Genomic DNA, 17,521 nt, shown 5'->3' on the forward strand with positions numbered 1-17,521 from the left:
GGACGACCCCCCGCGTGGTGCTCGGCCGCTCGCCGCTCCGGGTGGCGCCCGTCGTCGCCCCCACCGCCGGGATCCCGCGATCCTCTCGAAGGGGGCTCCTCGGATGGGACTGATTACTAGCAGTCACATCATCCACCCGGGAAGTGTAGTTCAACCACCTCAACACCCGCCTGTCGAACGCATCGACCACAGCCCACTACAAGCCGACACCGTCACCCGGCAAGACCATGCCGATCGGCGCCGAACGCCTGCACAGGCGGAGGAGCCGGACTCGCGGACAGGCCGGCTCGCGGCCGATTGAATGGCGGGTGTGGCCCTGACCAGTGGCTGGTGGCGCGACGCGGTCTTCTACGAGGTCTATGTCCGCAGCTTCGCGGACGCGGACGGCGACGGCGTGGGCGACCTCGACGGCGTCCGGGCCCGGCTGCCCGAGCTCGCCGAACTCGGCGTCAACGGCCTGTGGCTCACGCCGTTCTACCGCTCGCCGATGGCCGACCACGGCTACGACGTCGCCGACCACCGCGACGTCGACCCGCTGTTCGGCGACCTGGCCGCGTTCGACGCCCTGCTGGCCGCGGCGCACCGGCTGGGGCTGGCCGTCCTGGTCGATCTGGTCCCGAACCACTCCAGCGACGCCCATCCGGCCTTCCAGACGGCCCTCGCCGCGGCGCCGGGAGACGCGGCCCGGCACCGCTACCTGATCCGGCCCGGCCGAGGCGCTGGCGGCACCGAACCGCCCAACAACTGGATCTCGGTCTTCGGCGGCTCGGCCTGGACCCGGCTCGACGAGGCCCGCCGGTTCCCCGAGCCGGCCACGACGGACCTGTCCACCGGGCCGCTCACCGCCCCCGAGGTCGCCCCGGCCGGCCCGGCGGGTGCCGGTCCGGCCGAGTGGTATCTGCACCTGTTCGCGCCGGAGCAGCCGGACTGGAACTGGGCGGACCCGGCGGTGCGCGCCGACCACGAGGCCACGCTGCGGTTCTGGCTGGACCGGGGCGTCGACGGCTTCCGGATCGATGTCTCCCACGGCCTGGTCAAGGACGACGAACTGCGCGACAACCCGGCGGGACCGCCGGCCACCCCGGAGACCGGCTTCCGGGAGAAGCTGGAGCCGCACAGCTGGGACCAGGACGGCGTCCACGACGTCTACCGCTCCTGGCGCCGGCTGGTCGACGGGTACCGCAGACGCGACCGGCAGGACCGGATCCTCGTCGGCGAGACCTGGGTCGAGGACCCCGAGCGGCTGTCGCGCTACGTCCGCCCGGACGAGCTGCACCTGACGTTCTCGTTCTCGCTGCTGTCCGTCGAATGGTCGGCGGCCGCCTGGCGCCGGGCGATCGTCGACGGGTTCACCGCCACCGGCGCCGCCGGGACGCAGCCGACCTGGGTGCTGGCCAACCATGACGTCGTCCGCCCGGCCAGCCGCTACGGCGGCGGCGAGGCCGGGCTGCGCCGGGCCAGAGCGGCCCTGCTCACCATGCTGGCGCTGCCGGGCGTGGTCTTCCTCTACCAGGGCGACGAGCTCGGCCTGCCGCAGGTCGACGTACCGCCCGCGGCCCGCCAGGACCCGGTCTGGGAGCGCTCCGGGCACACCTCACCCGGCCGCGACGGCTGCCGCGTGCCGATGCCCTGGTCCGGCACCGAGCCGCCGTTCGGCTTCGCGCCCGACGGGGTCGCGCCCTGGCTGCCGCAGCCGGACGACTGGGCAGCGCTGACCGTGGCCGCGCAGCGCGATGACCCGCGGTCGACCTGGCGGCTCGTCCAGGCCGCGTTGGCCTTCCGGCACTCCCACCTGCGCGTCACCGATCTCGGCTCGCGCATGACGAGGTGGCGCGCCGGCATGCCCGACGGGGTGCTCGCCTTCGACCGGATCGCCCTGGCCCCCGGCGGGCGACTGCCCCGGCTGCCGCGCCCGCCGGGCGACGGCGGACCGGCCGCCCCGACCGGCCCCCGGGGCCGCCAGCTCGGTGCCCCGCCACCCCGGCCGGCCGGGGCCGGGGTGCTGACCTGCGTGCTCGCCGCCGGTACGCCGGCGACGCTCGCCATGCCCGGCCGGGTGATGCTGGCCAGCGGCCCGCTCGAGCACGACGGCCAGACGCTCGTCCTTCCGGCGGACACCGCGGCCTGGGTCATGCGCGGCAGCGCCCCGCGGACGACCCCAGGCCGGCGTTGATCCCCCACCGCCCCGGACCACGCCGAGACGCGTGGCTGCCGCCTGGGACGCGCCTCGCCGCGGATCCGGCCCGGGAGCGGACCGGCCGGTGGGCAGAATGGAGGGGTGAACCAGTCGTCGCCCGCACAGCCGACCCCACCGCGGCCGATCCCGTCGTTCTCGGCACCGCCGGCGGAGACGTTCTTCGAGACCGTCGGCGGTGAGGAGACCTTCCGCCGACTGGTGGCGCGGTTCTACGAGGGCGTCGCCACCGACCCGGTCCTGCGGCCGCTCTACCCGGAGGAGGACCTCGGCCCGGCTGAGGAGCGCCTGCGGCTGTTCCTGATCCAGTACTGGGGCGGCCCGGCGACCTACCACGAGAAGCGCGGCCATCCCCGGCTGCGGATGCGGCATGTCCCGTTCGCGATCGGCCCGGCGGAACGGGACGCCTGGATCGCCCAGATGCGCGCCGCCGTCGACTCGCTGGACCTGCCGCCCGAGCAGGAGACGACGCTGTGGGACTACCTCGTCTACGCCGCCCATTCCATGCAGAACCGGGCCTGAGCCGAGCGGCCCGACCCCGGACCCGCGGCGGGGCGTGGCGGCTGACTCGCCGCCACGCCCCGCCGTCCGGGCCGTCTACAGCCCGCTTGAACTACAGCCCCGCTTGAAGCTCCAGGCCCCCGCTGACCTGCGCCGGCACGGCCACCGCCCAGTCGGACGCGTCGCTCGCCGCCAGGGCCGGCGACCCGGTCGCCCCAGCGGAGGCGACGCGCACCGGGCCTGCCACCACGACCGCCGGCGCGGCGTCGCCGCGCGGCAGCAGCAGCGTGCCGACGCCCGCGATCGCGACCGCGACGAGGCCGATCGCGATCGACGCGACGAACCCGTCGGCCAGCCCGTCCCGGGCCGAGACCGAGAAGAACACGGTGCCCACACCGGCGACGCCGAGCGCCGCCGATGCCTGCTGCGTGGTCGTGAGCAGACCGCTGACCGCGCCGCTCACATCCGCGGGCGCCCCGGCCAGCACCGCGGCGACCAGCGCCGGGATGATCAGGCCGTTCCCGACGCCCATGGCCAGCAGCGGCGGCATCAGCGCCGCCGTCGGCACGCCGGCCCCCTGGACGATGACGAGCACCAGCAGCACGGCGAGGCCCACGAAGCTGATCGCGGCGCCCGCCGTGAGCGTCCGCGGACCGTACCGGGCCACCAGGCGCCGCGCCGCCATGGAGGACAGCGCGAACGCGACGCCCAGCGGGCCGAACACGAGGCCCGCGTTCAGCGGCGAGCGGTGCTGCCCGTCCTGCAGGAAGATCGTCGCCGCCAGCAGGAAGCTGCCGAAGAAGGTGAAGAACCCGAAGCTCACCAGCAGCCCCGCGATGGTCCGCCGCGAGCGCAGCACCGCGGGCGGGACGATCGGGTAGCCGCCGGTCCTGGCGAGCCGGACCTCCCAGCGGCCGAAGGCGCCCAGCACCACGACCCCGGCGCCGAGCGTCAGCCAGACCCAGAGCGGCCAGCCCTCGTCCCGGCCGAGCGTCAGCGGCACCAGCACCAGGCCGAGCCCGGCGGCGAGCGCCGCGAGCCCCGGCAGGTCGAGCGGCTCGGGCCGGGCGGCCTTCGACTCGGCGAGCAGCCGCCAGACCACCGTCATGGCGACGATCCCGATCGGAACGTTGACCAGGAAGATCGGCCGCCAGGCGAGGCCGAAGAGGTTCAGGTCGACCAGCAGACCGCCGATGACCTGCCCGGACACGGCGCCGAGGCCGACGGTGACGCCGAAGTAGGCGAACGCGCGGGCCCGCTCGGCCGGCGGGAAGATCACGTTGATGATGGCCAGGGCCTGCGGCACCATCGCGGCCGCCCCGGCGCCCTGCGCCAGCCGGCCGACAATCAGCGTCGTCTCGGTCGGGGCGAACCCGCACAGCGCCGACGCGACCGTGAACAGGGCCATTCCGGCCAGGAACATCCGGCGCCGGCCGGACCGGTCACCCAGGCGTCCACCGGTGATCAGCCCGGCGGCGTAGGCGAACGAGTAGCCGGCGACGATCAGCTCAAGGCCGGCGTTCGAGGTCCTGAGGTCGGCGCCGATGCTGGGCGCGGCCACGTTGACCACGAAGATGTCGAACAGGGACATGAAGGTCGCGACCAGGATCGCGGGCAGCACCCGCCACCGACGGGGGTCCGGCTGCGCCGCCTGGCCCACCGGGGCCGGCTGCGCGGGAAGGGTCGAGGGTGACGCGCTGGTTGTGGTCGGTGGTGCCAGTGTCGTCGCGGCGGCCGGTGCGGACGTCGTGGCCGCCGGCTCGCCGACTCTGTTGGAGACCATCAGGCTCCTCAGGCTCTTAGTTCGAGATCTGTTGAACTAAGCAAAGGCACCCACGCCCCCAGGCATTCCCGGGAAGGCCAACGAGCCTCGGAAAGTTGTCCGTTGTGGTTGGGTGATGCCACAAACGGGCGCGGGGCGCCCGGGGACGTGGGAGGTGGACGAGATGACCGTGCTGCCGGGCCCGGCGGTCGAGGACCTCGACCTGGTCGCGGTGCTGGGCGCGCTGAGCGAGCCGACGCGGCTGGCGGTCGTGGTGGAGCTGGCGCAGTGCTCCGAGCTTCCGTGCGGGCAGGTCCTCGGCGGGCGGATCGGCAAGTCGACCCTCAGCCACCACCTGCGCGTCCTGCGCGAGGCCGGTGTCATCGCGACCCGCGCGGAGGGCACCTCCAAGTACTCCCGGCTGCGCTGCGCGGACCTCGACGCGCGGTTCCCCGGCCTCCTCGCCGCGGTCCTGGCCGGCGCCCCAGCCCCCGAGAGGCTCAGCGCGGCCACCGCGCCGTGACCTGAGCCGGCCTACGGCGACGGGATTCGGCGGGGCTCGATCACCGCCTCGCCAGGTCCGGCCCGGCTACCAATAGGGTTGGCACATGGCCCAGTACGTCTTCCAGATGCGCAAGGTGCGCAAAGCCCACGGCGAAAAGGTCGTCCTCGACGACGTGACCCTGGCGTTCCTGCCCGGGGCCAAGATCGGCGTGGTCGGCCCGAACGGGGCGGGGAAGTCGTCCCTGCTCAAGCTGATGGCCGGCCTCGACCACCCCAGCAACGGCGACGCGCTGCTCTCCCCCGGGTACACGGTCGGGATGCTCGCGCAGGAGCCGATCCTCGACGAGACCAAGGACGTCCGCGGCAACGTCGAGGACGGCGTCGCCGAGATCCGCAAGGTCCTCGCCGACTACGAGTTCATCAACGAGAAGATGGCCGACCCGGACGCCGACTTCGACACGCTGCTCGCCGACCAGGCCGCGCTGATCGACAAGATCGAGGCCGCGAACGCCTGGGAGCTCGACAGCCAGCTCGACCAGGCGATGGACGCGCTGCGGCTGCCGCCGGGCGACGCCGACGTCTCCAAGCTCTCGGGTGGCGAACGCCGCCGGGTGGCGCTGTGCCGGCTGCTGCTGGAGGCTCCCGACCTGCTGCTGCTCGACGAGCCGACCAACCACCTGGACGCCGAGTCGGTGCTCTGGCTGGAGCAGCACCTGGCCCGCTACGCGGGCGCCGTGCTGGCCGTCACCCACGACCGGTACTTCCTGGACAACGTCGCCGGCTGGATCCTGGAGCTCGACCGCGGTCGGGCGATCCCGTACGAGGGCAACTACTCCACCTACCTGGAGAACAAGGCGGCCCGGGTCAAGGTCGAGGGCCAGAAGGACGCCAAGCGGCGCCGGATGCTGGCCCAGGAGCTCGAATGGGTCCGTTCGAGCCCGAAGGCCCGCCAGGCCAAGAGCAAGGCCCGTCTCTCCCGCTACGAGGAGCTCGCGGCCGAGGCCGACAAGTCCAGGCCGCGCGACTTCGACGACATCCAGATCCCGCCCGGCCCGCGCCTGGGCAACCTGGTGATCGAGGCGAAGAACCTCACCAAGGGCTTCGGCGACCGGGTGCTGATCGACAACCTGTCGTTCAGCCTGCCGCGCGGTGGCATCGTCGGGATCATCGGCCCGAACGGCGTCGGCAAGACCACCCTGTTCACCATGCTCACCGGCCAGGCCGAGCCCGACTCGGGCGCGCTGAGCGTGGGCGACACGGTCGACATCTCCTACGTCGACCAGTCGCGCAGCGGCCTGGACGGCAAGAAGAACGTCTGGCAGGTCGTCTCCGACGGGCTCGACCACATCATCGTCGGCAAGGTCGACTTCCCGAGCCGGGCGTACGTGTCCTCGTTCGGCTTCAAGGGCCCGGACCAGCAGAAGCCGGTCGGGGTCCTCTCCGGCGGTGAGCGCAACCGGCTGAACCTGGCGCTGACGCTCAAGCACGGCGGCAACGTCCTGCTGCTCGACGAGCCGACCAACGACCTCGACGTCGAGACGCTGCGCTCGCTGGAGGACGCGCTGCTGGAGTTCGCCGGCTGCGCCGTGGTCATCTCCCACGACCGGTGGTTCCTCGACCGGGTCGCCACGCACATCCTCGCCTGGGAGGGCGACGAGCAGAACCCCGCCAAGTGGTTCTGGTTCGAGGGCAACTTCGCCGACTACGAGGCCAACAAGCTCGAGCGCCTCGGCCTGGAGGCGGCCCGCCCCCACCGCGTCACCTACCGCAAGCTCAACCGCGACTAAGCCCCGGCGGCGCAGCCGTGGTGACCGAAGAGCCGGGCCGCCGTCCCGTGAGCGACGGCCCGGCAGCCGAGCCCTGGTCCGTCCCGGCGGTTGTCCTGATCACCGGGATCCAGGCGGCCGGGAAGTCGACTGTCGCGCAGGCGCTGGCCGAGCGGTTGCCACGTTCGGTCCACGTCCGGGGTGACGTGTTCCGGAAGATGGTGGTCGGCGGCCGGGCCGAGATGACGCCCGACCCGTCGCCCGAGGCGGTCGGCCAGTTGCGGCTACGTCACCGGCTCACGGCGACGGTCGCCGGCGGCTACGCCGCGGCCGGCTTCACCACGGTCGTCCAGGACATCGTCCTCGGTGAGCATCTGACCGAGATGGTCACGGCCATCGAGCACCGCCCGCTGCTGGTCGTCGTCCTCGCGCCATCCCCGGACGCTGTCGCCGCCCGTGAGACGGCCCGGTCGAAGTCGGCGTACCGCGACCTCTGGACCGTCCGGGTCCTGGACGCGGTCCTGCGCGACGAGACGCCCCGGCTGGGCCTCTGGCTCGACACCTCGGACCAGACTCCGGCCGAGACCGTGGAGGAGATCCTTGCCCGCGCCTGGACCGACGCCCGCATCTGACACCGCTCGGGGCGACCGCCTGGAGATCGTGCCCGCGCCGACGGCGATGAGCCTTGTCGATGACGGCGACGGACTGGTGGCGGTCGCGGATACCGAGATGCCGCCGCTGAGAGCCGATCTGGTCCGGGAGACGATGGAGCGGACCCGGCGATGAAGGCGGTCGACGCCAGTGTCGTGGTCGCCGCTTTCGCCAGCTGGCACGAGCATCACGCGATCAGGGAAGGCGCGTAAGCACCAGGCGCTCTTCGGGCCTTGAGTCGGTGCTCTGTCCTACGTGGTGGTGGCGAGTCTCGCCTGCGGCCTATCTCGGGCGGGGGTCGGGTCCTCGCCCGGGGCGTCGAGGGGCCCCGGGCGGCAGCCGGGTCGGGCCGGCTTCGCCGGTGGGGGCTGTGGCGCCGGCCGGGTCGTCCAGGTAGGCGGCGGCCTGGAGGGAGAAGAGCTCGGCGTACTGGCCGCCCTGGGCCATCAGCTCGTGGTGGGTTCCGGACTCGGTGATGCCGCCCTCGTCCAGGAAGAGGATGCGGTCGGCCTGGCGGACCGTGGAGAACCGGTGCGAGATGTAGAAGGCCGTGCGGTTGGTCGCGAGCGCGCGGAGGCGGGCGAACAGGTCGTGCTCCGCGCGGGCGTCGAGTGCCGCGCTCGGCTCGTCGAGGACCAGGATGCGGGCCTCGCGCATGAACCCACGGGACAACGCGACCTTCTGCCACTGGCCGCCGGAGAGGTTCACGCCGTTGCCGAACCACCGGCCCAGCGACGTGTCGTAGCCCTGCGCGAGCTCGCGGATGAACTCGTCCGCGCCGCCGGCGACCCCCGCGCCCTCGACGCGGGGCCGGTCCTCCAACTCGTCGAGCTGGCCCAGGCCGATGTTCTCGGCGGCGCTCGCCTGGAAGGAGACGTGGTCCTGGAAGACGGCGCCGAACTGCGAGCGGAGCACGTCCGCGTCCACGTCGGCGATGTCGACGCCGTCGATGAGGATCCGGCCCTCGTCCGGCGAGTAGAGCCGGCACAGCAGCTTGATGAGGGTCGACTTGCCCGCGCCGTTACGCCCGACGATCGCGATCGTCTCCCCCGCCGCGACCTCGAAGGTGACGTCGACCAGGGCGTTGCGGTCCGTACCGGGGTAGTGGAACGAGACGTGGTCGAACACGACGTCGCCGCGTAGGGGGACGGGTAGCGGCGTCGGGGTGAACGCCTCCACGACCGACCTCGGGATGGGCTTCGGCGGTGGGCCTCCGGCCGTCCACGGGCTTGGCTTCATGAGCGCGAGCGCCGATCCGCGTGAGGGCTTCGGGAGCGTGTCGTCGGCCGGGCGCCGCGGGGGCGGCGCGACTCCCGGCCCCGGCTGTCCTCCTGCCGGCTCGGCTGTCGCCAGGCCCGCCCGGCCCGCTGCCCGGGCCGCCTGAAGCTCGGCCTCGGTCGGCGCCGCCAGCAGGCGGTACAGATCGTCCACGTAGAGGTTGTTCTCGTACATCTGGGTCAGCGAGCTGAGCATGCTGGACACCCCGCCCTGCACGCTGGAGGCCGCGGTGCCGTAGAGCGTGAGATCACCGAGGGTCAGCGCGCCGGCGGCGGCCTGGAGGGCGACGTACAGGTAGCTGCCGGAGCGGGCGATCTCACTGACCAGGCTCCAGCCCAGCTCGGCGAGCTGACGGCGGATGGACAGCTCCCGGAGCCGCTGGTTGTAGTTGGCGGACAGTAGGCGGAACCGGTCGACCAGGTAGGGGCCGAGGTTGAAGAGCTTGATTTCCTTGGCGTCGTTGTCCGTCGTCAGCAACCGCTGCAGATACATGATTCGCCGGTTGACCGGCGAGGTCCACCGGCTGCGGGCGTAGGTCCACGAGCCATACCGGGTGTCGACGACGAACGCCGGGATCGGGGCGACCAGCACGATCAGGCCCAGCCACGGGTTCAGGCCGATCAACAGCCCGATCATGCTGGCGAAGGTCACCAGCGTCTGGAGCAGCCCGAAGAACGTGGTGAGCGTGTTGAACGGCCTGGTGCCCTGGTCGGCCGCCCGCTGCAGCAGGTCGTAGGACTCGGACTGCTCGAAGAAGCTGAGCTCCAGCTGACTGGCCTTGGCGACGACCATGGTCGAGACGGTCAGCGACAGCCGGTCGGACAGGACACGCTGGACGATCGACCGCGCCGCCGTCAGCACCTCGCTGACCGTGTAGACGACGAACTGGGTGACGGCCAGCCAGAAGACGACGCGGGTGGTGGACGTCGTCGCCAGGTGTGGGCTGCCCGGCAGCGGCAGCACCAGGTCCGCCCGGTCGGGCCGGTGCGACGCACGGATCTCGACCGCGTGCACCACGGCGTCGACGAGCAGCCGGGCCGTCGACGCCGTCAGCGCGGGGAACAGGCCGACCACGACGGTCAGCAGCGCGAGCATGACCGTCGCCCACGGGCTGGCCTGCCAGCACAGGCGCAGCACCCGGGGCAGCCCGGCGGCCGTCGCGACGGCGCTGCGGACGCCCTTGCGGAATCGTTCTCGCCGCGGCAGCCGCGCGGGTGGCGGTGGGTCGGGGATGTCGACCGGCCCGGTCAGCCCGCTCGGCAGCCCGGAGTCGTCAGGTTCGGGTGCGCCCCTGCCACGGCGGCGCCGCGGTCCCGGCATCCATCCCCCTTAGCGGATCGCCGGCCCCGACCGGCTGGCCACCAGGCAGCCGGTGACGAGTCTCGTGGCTCGCGCCACCTCTGACGGACGCGACACCGGTCGCCGTTCGGCTCCTTGCCGGCCCATCCTGCCTCGCCACGGTTGTCGGATACGTGCCGTTCGCGCACAGCCGACGTTCCGCGACCCAGCCACCGGCACGAGTACCGGGCGCGGGCCCGGTCACGCGCGTCGCGACCGCGGCCCAGCGCCCGACTACTTTCGGTTACCAGGATCGCGAGTCGGGTAGGGGCGAGGTTATGCGTGAGAGTCCCTCAGCCCGGCACGGGCAGGGCGGACGATCGCCAGCCGCGGCGCGCCACGACCCCGCACCCGACGGGTCCGCCTGGCCGGCGCATCCGCCGGACCCGCTGGCGGCCGCCGTGGCTCGCCGCCAGCGGCCGGGGACCGCGACGCCGAAGGCCACCCGGGTCCGCCACGCGGGCGCCACCCGGCCGGGCCGGGCCAGGTCCCCCCTGGCTCCCGCGCCCACCGTCCCTGCCGAGCCCAACCTGCCCGCAGCTGTTTGGAGCGCCGCGCCGGCGGCCGAGTCTCGGCCGTCGGCCTGGCGGCGGTGGCGGGCCATCGTGCTCCCGCTCCTGACCCTGGCCGCCGTGATGGGCGTCGAGCTCAGCACCCGGCAGTGGACCTACATCGGGTACACCGTGCTGGTCCCCATGGTCGGCGCGAACCTCGCCGGGCCACGGTTGACCTCGATCTTCGCCGGTCTCGCGCTCGCCGCGGGTGGGTTCTCGGTCTGGTGGGAGGACCTCTGGGATCCGTCGCACGGCGGGGTGCCGGCGCTGACCGCCCGCATGGTCGGAATCCTCGTCGGCGGGGCGATGGCCGTCCTCGCCAGCCGCTACAACACGGGCCGCGAGACGAAGCTCGCCAACATGACGCAGGTCGCCGAGGCGGCGCAGCGCACGATCCTCTCGGACATGCCCGCGAGCTCGGCCACGGGACTGCGCCTCGCCGTCCGCTATGAGAGCGCCGCGACCGAGGCGATGGTCGGCGGTGACCTGTACGAGATGGTCGACAGCCCCTGGGGGACGCGGCTGCTGCTCGGCGACGCTCGGGGCAAGGGACTGGACGCGGTGCGGCTCGCCAGCCGGGTGCTGGGCTGTTTCCGGGTCGTCGCCCGTGCCAGGCCCGATGTCGGCATCATCGTGGCGGATCTCGACAGCGAGGTCCGCTCGTCGGCTGGGCTGGACGACTTCGTGACCGCCATCGCCGTCGAGCTCGGCCCGAACCAGCTCACGCTCGTCAACGCCGGCCACCCCGACCCGGTGCTGTGGCGCGACGGCCACGCCCGGCTGCTCGCCCCGCCGGAACGCCAGCCGCCGCTCGGGCTCGGCGCCGCCGCGGTCGGCGCGCTGACCGTCAGGCTGCGGCCCGGTGACCGCCTGCTCCTCTACACCGACGGGATCGCCGAGGCGCGCGACCGGGCCGGAGCCTTCTTCCCGCTGCTGACCGCCGCCAGCCAGGAGCTCGGCCGGGCAGGCTCGCTCGAACAGGCACTGGGGCGACTGGTCCGGACGGTCCAGGACTGGACCGGCCACGGCTTGCACGACGACATGGCCCTGCTGGCGGTCGAGGTGCCGCCGGACCTGGGCCCATCACACCGAATCGACGCAGGAGGACGGAGGCGACGGTGATGGCACCATCTCTGACCGAGCTGGGGGTGCGCCTGCCTGAGCCGGTGCTCGACCACCGGCCGGGCGAACCGGTACCGGAGGCCGAGTTCATCGAGGCCGCGATGCGCTGGCACTTCGACCCGGCCACCGGCTCGCCGTTCTGGCTGCGGGTGGCCGACCAGCTGGGCTTCGACCCGCGGCGCGACGTGCACAGCGTCGCCGACCTGGCGAAGTTCCCCAACCTGGTCGACCTGCTGCGCGAGATCCCGGCCCATGACCTCATCCCCCGCGGCTACGGCCCGGACCCGGGGATCACCGGGGTGTACGACAGCGGCGGCACGACCGGGCCGCCCAAGCGGGTCGTCTTCCTCGACGACTGGATGGACTGGCTGAACGACTACCTCACGGCCGACATGACCGCCCGCGGCTACCCCACCGGCGTCGACTGGCTGGCGGTGACGCCGAGCGGCCCGCACATGTTCGGCGCCTTCCTCGAACGGGCCGTTCGCCGGGTCGGACGGATGAGGTTCACCATCGACCTTGACCCCCGCTGGGTGAAGCGGTCCATCGCCGAGGGCCGGCCCGACGAGGCCGACCGCTACGCCGAGCACCTCGTCGACCAGGCCACGCATGTGCTCACGGCGCAGGACATCCGGATCATGGTCATCACACCCCCGCTGCTGGAGCGACTGGCCCGCCGCGAGGACCTGGTGGAGCTCGTCAACGCCAAGGTGCGGATCATCGAATGGGGCGGCGCGCACCTCGACGCGGACAGCCGCTACCTGTACATGACCGAGATCTTCCCCGAGGTCGCGCTCTACGGCCGCTACGGCAGCACGATGATCCTCGGCGCCGCCGTCGAGCGCCTCGGGATCACGGCGCAGGACCGGTGCGTGTTCGACCCGCCGTCGCCCTACATCACCTTCTCGGTGGTCGACCCGGACACCGGCCGGCCGGTCGAGTACGGCGCCCGCGGGCAGGTCGTGATGAACCACGTCAGCCGGTCCGCGCTGCTGCCGAACAACCTGGAGCGTGACGAGGCCACCCGCGTCGAGCCGGTGCCGGGGTCCATCCAGATCGGCGACTCGGTCGCCGACGTCGCGCCGCTGCGGGAGTTCGGCGGCGGGACCGTCATCGAGGGGGTGTACTGATGACCGCCGCCGGCCTGTTCCAGCTGGACGCGCTCGGTCCGAACGGGCCCTTCCGGTCGAGGGAGCCACTGACGATCAACGACGTGGCCGGGGCGCCGGTCGCCGAGCTGAGTCTGGTGCCCAGGGTGTTCGTCCACCGGGCCATGGCCGCCCTGCGCCGGGCGCCGACGATGCCGTACGAGGAGCGGCTGGCGGCGCTCACCCGCGCGGGCGAGGCGTTCGAGCGGGGAACGCCGGCCGGGCTCCCGACCGAGGACTACGCGCGGCTGGTCAGCCGGATCTGCGGGATGCCGATCGCCGTGGTGCGCGAGGCCGCGAAGCAGATCGCGCGCAGCCTCGCCGGAGCCGGCCCGGACGCGGGCTGCGCCCGGCCGACGGCCGCCGTCGAGAGCTGGCGGGACCCGGCGACCAGGTACGGGCGGGCCGTCTGGACCCGGCGCGGGGACGTGTTCGGGGTCCACGCCGCCGGCAACCACCCCGCCGTGCACGCGCTGTGGCCGGAGGCGCTGGCCCTCGGCTACCGGGTCGCCGTCCGGCCGTCGCGCCGCGAGCCGCTGACCCCGTTCCGCCTGGTCAGCGCGCTGCGCGACGCTGGCTTCGGCGCCGACCAGGTGGTGCTGCTGCCGACCGACCACACCGTGGCCGACGACATTCTGCGCGAGGCCGACCTGTCGATGGCGTACGGCGGGGACGACGTGGTCCGCAAGTACGCCGCCGACAGCTCGGTCCTGCCACAGGGCCCGGGCCGTTCGAAGATCCTCGTCTCCGGCGGCGACTGGCGCCCGCACCTCGGCATGATCGCCGACTCGGTCGCGGCCGGGGGCGGCACGGCGTGCGTGAACGCGACCGCGGTCTTCGTCGACGGCGACCCGACGCCCCTGGCAGAAGCCCTCGCCGAACGGCTCGGGGAGCTGCCGTCCCTGCCCTCGACGGACGAGCGGGCGGTGCTGCCCATCCAGCCGATAGCCCAGGCCCGGGCGATCGAGAGGTACCTGCTCGACCACGCGGGCGACGCCACCCCCCGTCTCGGTGGAACGGGGATCGTCGACCCGCTGCCCGACGGTGGCGCCGCGCTGCGGCCGGCCGTCTTCCAGGTCGACCGCTCCGACGCCCCGCAGACCGGCATCGAGCTGGGTTTCCCGTGCGTCTGGGTGGCCCCGTGGTCGGCGTCCGACGGGGTCGGGCCGCTGCGCGACAGCCTGGTGCTCACCGCGCTCACCGACGACGCCGAGCTGGTCGACCGCCTGGTGGACGACCCGACGATCAGCAACGTCTACCTCGGGGACACCCCGACCTACTGGATGCGCCCCGACGTCCCGCACGACGCCTACCTCGGCGAGTTCCTCATGCGCACGAAGGCCGTCGCCCGCCCCTGACGGCCCGCCGGGGCCGCCCGTCCGCGCCGGCCCTTCCGTCATGATCGCCGTCTGCGCCCTCGACTGGTCGTGAGCTGGCTCAGCCAGCAACCACTTGAAGGCGAAAACACCGATCACTCAGCCTCCGACACAGCCGAGCCTCGCACCCGCCGAGCTGGGGCGCGCCGACGCCGGTCAGGCCCGGACAGCGTCCGGCCGCCGGAGCGGGGCTGGACTGGCCCGTCATCCTGTGGCCAACCCGCAGGCGGCTTCCCGCGGGCTGCGGCTCAGTCGCCCTCATAGAGGCGGCCCAGGTCGACCAGGACGACGCTCGGGTCGCTGGCGGCTCCGGCGCGCAGTTCGTCCGTGAATCCGACCGCGGAGAACAGCAGCAAGCGGGTGTTGGACACGTCGAGGTTGTTGGTCCGCTCGACCAGGTGCGTGCCTCGGCGCAGCCGGTCCAGGTGTTCAAGACCGAGCTGGACGCCCCACTTCGCCTCGCCGAGGGCGACCAGCCGGCGGCGCTGGCCGTCGGCCGGCCCAAGCGCCACCACGTCGAACTGCATCAACGCCCGCTGGTCGTGATCGTGAATTGCACCATGTCCGACTTCGCCGAGATCGTCAGTACCCAGGGTCTCCGCGGAGGCGTACCCCGAGGTCCAGGTTCGGCAGATCTCCTCGAAGTTGGGGCCGAGGACCTGGGAGGCGAACGTCGCCCGGCGTCCCGACCAGGTCCGTGCCGCCTGTCCCCGAGCCTCCAGCTGGCCGAACACAGGGCGCACGACGGCGTGGTAGAACGCGATCAGCGGCTCCGCGATGCGCCAGACCGGCCGCCGGTCACGCAGCAGGTCGTCGGCCTTGATCAGGAAGCCGGCGTCCGCCAGCACCGTGAGCGGGTGGCCGAGTTCGTCCGCGCCGCGGCCGACTGCGTTCGAGATCGCTCCCCGGGTGACCGCACCGGTGGCCACGGCTGCCAGCACCGAGCTGTACAGCCCCGGGTCGCGCAGGTCCGGCTCCTCCGCGAGCAGGTAGCGGGCCTCGCGGAACAGGGGCGAGTTGCGGTTGAGAACAGTACGGACGACCCAGGCGTCGAAGTCGTCGACACCACGCGGGGCGTCCCGGCGCGCGAAGTCACGGTAGGCCGGCGTCCCGCCCACGACCGCGTGCAGCCGTGCCGCGAGCAGCGGGTCCTCGATTTCCCAGAACTCTCGGGCCAGGCGGAAGTCCAGCGATGGAACGACGAGTTCGAGCGCCGCCCGGCCGCGCAGAGGCGCCGATCCGGCCAGGAGCCGGCCCATGACACTCAGCGCGGAGCCGCAGAGAATCAGGCGGGTTCGTGACGCGGTTCGCTCGGCGCGGCGTGGACCGAGTGCCGCCTGCACGGCCGACGGCAACTCGGGCACGGCCTTCATGAGGTACGGGAACTCGTCGATGACGACAGTCGTGGGCGCTCCGGAGCCCAAGCCAAGCACGGCGTCGATCGCGTCCGGCCACGAACTGAAAGCCAGCGGAGCGGCGGCGCCGGTGTGGGCTGCGAAACGCTCGCCGAACAGCCGCAGCGACTCGGCCGCGGTTCCCTCCAGAGCCTGGTGGTAGAGACCGCCGGTCTGCTCACAGGCAGCCTCCAGCAGGAAGGACTTCCCCTGCCTGCGACGCCCGGTGACGACTCCCAGCGTGGCTCCGGGAGTGGAGTCCTCGCAGAAGCCCTCGAGCGCCGCCCACTCCTCGTCCCGGTCGAACATGTCCGCAGGACGTTCCATGCCCACCGCCAGCCTAGTGGAACTGTACTTACAGTAAGTGTACTTCCACTAGGCAACCCCTGGTGGGAGGCATGATCCGCGGTCTCAGGCAGGGCGGGCGGGGATGAACCGGGGGTCGGTATCAGCCCAGGGGCGTGCCGTGGAAGTCGACGATGGCCTGGGCTATCGGGACGAGGTCCTCTTCGAGGGCGAAGTGGCTGGTGTCGAAGAAGCGCAGCTCGGAGTCGGTGACCGCCTGGTGGATCGCCTCGGCGCCGGCCGGGACGAAGAACTGGTCGTTCCTGCCCCAGGCGATCAGGGTCCTGGGCTGGCGCTCCCGCAGGAAGGCCTGCCAGGCCGGATACAGCGCGATGTTCGTCGGGTAGTCCGTGATCAGCGCGCGCTGGATCCGCTGGGAGTCCGGGTGCGTCAGCGCGTAGGCGTCGAGGTTCCAGGCGTCGGGGCTCAGCAGTTCCGGGTCGCGGGCCCCGGCCTGGTAGAGGAACTTCGCGAACTCGACGGTCACGGTCTTGTCGGCCATGGATTCCTGACCAGCCTGATCCTCGTCGCCGGGCGCGGCGGCCTGCTGGGGTGGGAACCCTTCCAGGAACAGGTTGGCGTTCTGGACCACCAGCCCGGCGACCCAGTCCGGATGCCTCACCGCGAGTCGGAAGCCGACCGGGCCGCCGAAGTCCTGCATGTAGAAGACGAACCGGTCGAGGCCGACCTTCTCGACCCACTGCTCCATGACGTCAGCCAGGTTGGCGAATGTGGGTACCCACTTGTCCTCGGCGGGGAACTCGCTGTTGCCGCTTCCCGGATAGTCGGGAGCGAGCACGTGGAAATGCGGGGCGAGCAGCGGGATCAGGTTGCGGTACATCGACGACGAGGAGGGGAACCCGTGGAGCAGCACTATCGCGGGCCGGCCCGGGTCGCCCGCCTCACGGTAGAAGACACGAATGCCCCCGACGTCGACCGTGCGATGGAGGACGGGCGGGGCTGAGGCGACGACTTTATCGGTCAAGGGAGGCTCCTTTGCCGGGGAAGTACCGGCGGAAACGCACGGACGGTGCGTCCGTCGCGGACTGGCTCATGACGCGTGCTGGAGCCTGAGAAAGCGCGCTCCCGCGGTGCCGGTCATGATGGAGTACGAAGACCGGGCCGCGAGGAAGACGAGCGTGCCGGGAACGACACTCTGATCGAGCACCCGCATCTCGCCTTCCAGCATGAAGAAGAACTCGCTCTCCGGGTGGCTGTGCTCACGCTCGTGATGCCCGGGTTCGTACTCGACCAGCATCGCGAGCGGCACGATCGGAGATCCGGTCTGGAAGCGCTTGAAACGCACTCCTGGCTCACCCTCTGCCGACTTTCCCCGCCAGGCGTCGGGAACCTCTTCCCAACCGAGCTCATTGGTGTCGGTGAACGTTGCGGCCATGGCAGTCCTTTACCGTGCGGAAGGCTTCGTCCGTCCACAGTGTGTGAGTCGCGGCCGCCTCCCGTCGCCGCGCTGGCGGCCAGAGATTCGACTCCGCCGGCCAGGCCGCGTCACGGACCAGAGTCGACCGCTCCCGGCCCGCCACGGCCCTGCACCGTCCCGACCCCGCTGCCGGCAGGACCCTCCGCACCG

At 72.5% G+C, this 17,521-nt stretch carries 13 protein-coding genes; 8 read left to right on the top strand and 5 right to left on the bottom strand.

Features of this window, described 5'->3' with window-relative positions; genetic code table 11:
* Positions 1–301 precede the first annotated feature (301 nt).
* Together FRAEUI1C_RS25495 and FRAEUI1C_RS25500 are read left to right on the top strand one after the other, a co-directional pair.
* The gene (locus FRAEUI1C_RS25495; protein WP_013426244.1) at positions 302–2,173 is read left to right on the top strand and encodes an alpha-amylase family glycosyl hydrolase; all 1,872 of its coding nucleotides are present in this window, start codon (positions 302–304) and stop codon (positions 2,171–2,173) included.
* Positions 2,174–2,278: 105 nt separating this feature from the next.
* On the top strand, positions 2,279–2,716 hold the full coding sequence (locus tag FRAEUI1C_RS25500; protein ID WP_013426245.1) for a globin: 438 nt from the start codon (positions 2,279–2,281) through the stop codon (positions 2,714–2,716).
* Between the two features lie 91 nt (positions 2,717–2,807).
* On the opposite strand, the gene FRAEUI1C_RS25505 is transcribed toward FRAEUI1C_RS25500, so the two are convergent.
* Positions 2,808–4,478: an MFS transporter gene (locus FRAEUI1C_RS25505; protein ID WP_013426246.1), complete on the bottom strand. Its 1,671-nt coding sequence runs from the start codon at positions 4,476–4,478 to the stop codon at positions 2,808–2,810.
* A 163-nt stretch (positions 4,479–4,641) separates the two neighbouring features.
* Here FRAEUI1C_RS25505 and FRAEUI1C_RS25510 point away from each other — a divergent pair, with 163 nt between their 5' ends.
* The 3 genes from FRAEUI1C_RS25510 (at position 4,642) to FRAEUI1C_RS25520 (ending at position 7,359) form a co-directional block, all read left to right on the top strand.
* On the top strand, positions 4,642–4,980 hold the full coding sequence (locus FRAEUI1C_RS25510; protein ID WP_013426247.1) for an ArsR/SmtB family transcription factor: 339 nt from the start codon (positions 4,642–4,644) through the stop codon (positions 4,978–4,980).
* Positions 4,981–5,065: 85 nt separating this feature from the next.
* A complete protein-coding gene (gene ettA / locus FRAEUI1C_RS25515) occupies positions 5,066–6,748 on the top strand; it encodes an energy-dependent translational throttle protein EttA (RefSeq protein ID WP_013426248.1) in 1,683 nt (560 codons plus the stop codon).
* A 20-nt stretch (positions 6,749–6,768) separates the two neighbouring features.
* Positions 6,769–7,359, top strand: a complete 591-nt coding sequence (locus tag FRAEUI1C_RS25520; RefSeq protein ID WP_198318632.1) for an AAA family ATPase — start codon at positions 6,769–6,771, stop codon at positions 7,357–7,359.
* Between the two features lie 301 nt (positions 7,360–7,660).
* On the opposite strand, the gene FRAEUI1C_RS25525 is transcribed toward FRAEUI1C_RS25520, so the two are convergent.
* Complete coding sequence (locus FRAEUI1C_RS25525) at positions 7,661–9,976, bottom strand: ABC transporter ATP-binding protein (RefSeq protein ID WP_013426250.1); 2,316 nt, start codon at positions 9,974–9,976, stop codon at positions 7,661–7,663.
* A 623-nt stretch (positions 9,977–10,599) separates the two neighbouring features.
* Here FRAEUI1C_RS25525 and FRAEUI1C_RS25530 point away from each other — a divergent pair.
* The 3 genes from FRAEUI1C_RS25530 to FRAEUI1C_RS25540 are packed head-to-tail and all read left to right on the top strand — an operon-like array spanning position 10,600 to position 14,176.
* Entirely contained in the window at positions 10,600–11,670 is a 1,071-nt protein-coding gene (locus FRAEUI1C_RS25530) for a PP2C family protein-serine/threonine phosphatase (RefSeq protein ID WP_232425122.1), read from the top strand.
* Positions 11,670–12,800: a phenylacetate--CoA ligase family protein gene (locus tag FRAEUI1C_RS25535; protein ID WP_013426252.1), complete on the top strand. Its 1,131-nt coding sequence runs from the start codon at positions 11,670–11,672 to the stop codon at positions 12,798–12,800. Before FRAEUI1C_RS25530 ends, FRAEUI1C_RS25535 begins: the two co-directional genes overlap by 1 nt.
* Positions 12,800–14,176, top strand: coding sequence for an aldehyde dehydrogenase family protein (locus tag FRAEUI1C_RS25540; RefSeq protein ID WP_013426253.1), 1,377 nt, complete (start codon positions 12,800–12,802; stop codon positions 14,174–14,176). Before FRAEUI1C_RS25535 ends, FRAEUI1C_RS25540 begins: the two co-directional genes overlap by 1 nt.
* Positions 14,177–14,442: 266 nt before the next feature.
* On the opposite strand, the gene FRAEUI1C_RS25545 is transcribed toward FRAEUI1C_RS25540, so the two are convergent.
* The 3 genes from FRAEUI1C_RS25545 to FRAEUI1C_RS25555 all read right to left on the bottom strand — a co-directional run bounded on the left by FRAEUI1C_RS25545 (position 14,443) and on the right by FRAEUI1C_RS25555 (position 17,329).
* Positions 14,443–15,915, bottom strand: coding sequence for an AAA family ATPase (locus FRAEUI1C_RS25545; RefSeq protein WP_013426254.1), 1,473 nt, complete (start codon positions 15,913–15,915; stop codon positions 14,443–14,445).
* Between the two features lie 121 nt (positions 15,916–16,036).
* The gene (locus FRAEUI1C_RS25550; protein ID WP_013426255.1) at positions 16,037–16,918 is read right to left on the bottom strand and encodes an alpha/beta fold hydrolase; all 882 of its coding nucleotides are present in this window, start codon (positions 16,916–16,918) and stop codon (positions 16,037–16,039) included.
* A gap of 66 nt (positions 16,919–16,984) precedes the next feature.
* A complete protein-coding gene (locus FRAEUI1C_RS25555) occupies positions 16,985–17,329 on the bottom strand; it encodes a cupin domain-containing protein (RefSeq protein ID WP_013426256.1) in 345 nt (114 codons plus the stop codon).
* Positions 17,330–17,521 lie beyond the last annotated feature (192 nt).

The organism is Pseudofrankia inefficax (genome assembly GCF_000166135.1).
In the GTDB taxonomy this organism is placed as follows: Bacteria; Actinomycetota; Actinomycetes; order Frankiales; family Frankiaceae; genus Pseudofrankia; species Pseudofrankia inefficax.

Excerpts from the sequence above, each read along its gene's own strand:
- ettA (WP_013426248.1), top strand. The coding sequence starts at position 5,066 with ATGGCCCAGTACGTCTTCCAGATGCGCAAGGTGCGCAAAGCCCACGGC.
- FRAEUI1C_RS25535 (WP_013426252.1), top strand. The coding sequence starts at position 11,670 with ATGGCACCATCTCTGACCGAGCTGGGGGTGCGCCTGCCTGAGCCGGTG.
- FRAEUI1C_RS25525 (WP_013426250.1), bottom strand. The coding sequence starts at position 9,976 with ATGCCGGGACCGCGGCGCCGCCGTGGCAGGGGCGCACCCGAACCTGAC.
- FRAEUI1C_RS25495 (WP_013426244.1), top strand. The coding sequence starts at position 302 with ATGGCGGGTGTGGCCCTGACCAGTGGCTGGTGGCGCGACGCGGTCTTC.
- FRAEUI1C_RS25545 (WP_013426254.1), bottom strand. The coding sequence starts at position 15,915 with ATGGAACGTCCTGCGGACATGTTCGACCGGGACGAGGAGTGGGCGGCG.
- FRAEUI1C_RS25510 (WP_013426247.1), top strand. The coding sequence starts at position 4,642 with ATGACCGTGCTGCCGGGCCCGGCGGTCGAGGACCTCGACCTGGTCGCG.
- FRAEUI1C_RS25505 (WP_013426246.1), bottom strand. The coding sequence starts at position 4,478 with ATGGTCTCCAACAGAGTCGGCGAGCCGGCGGCCACGACGTCCGCACCG.
- FRAEUI1C_RS25555 (WP_013426256.1), bottom strand. The coding sequence starts at position 17,329 with ATGGCCGCAACGTTCACCGACACCAATGAGCTCGGTTGGGAAGAGGTT.
- FRAEUI1C_RS25540 (WP_013426253.1), top strand. The coding sequence starts at position 12,800 with ATGACCGCCGCCGGCCTGTTCCAGCTGGACGCGCTCGGTCCGAACGGG.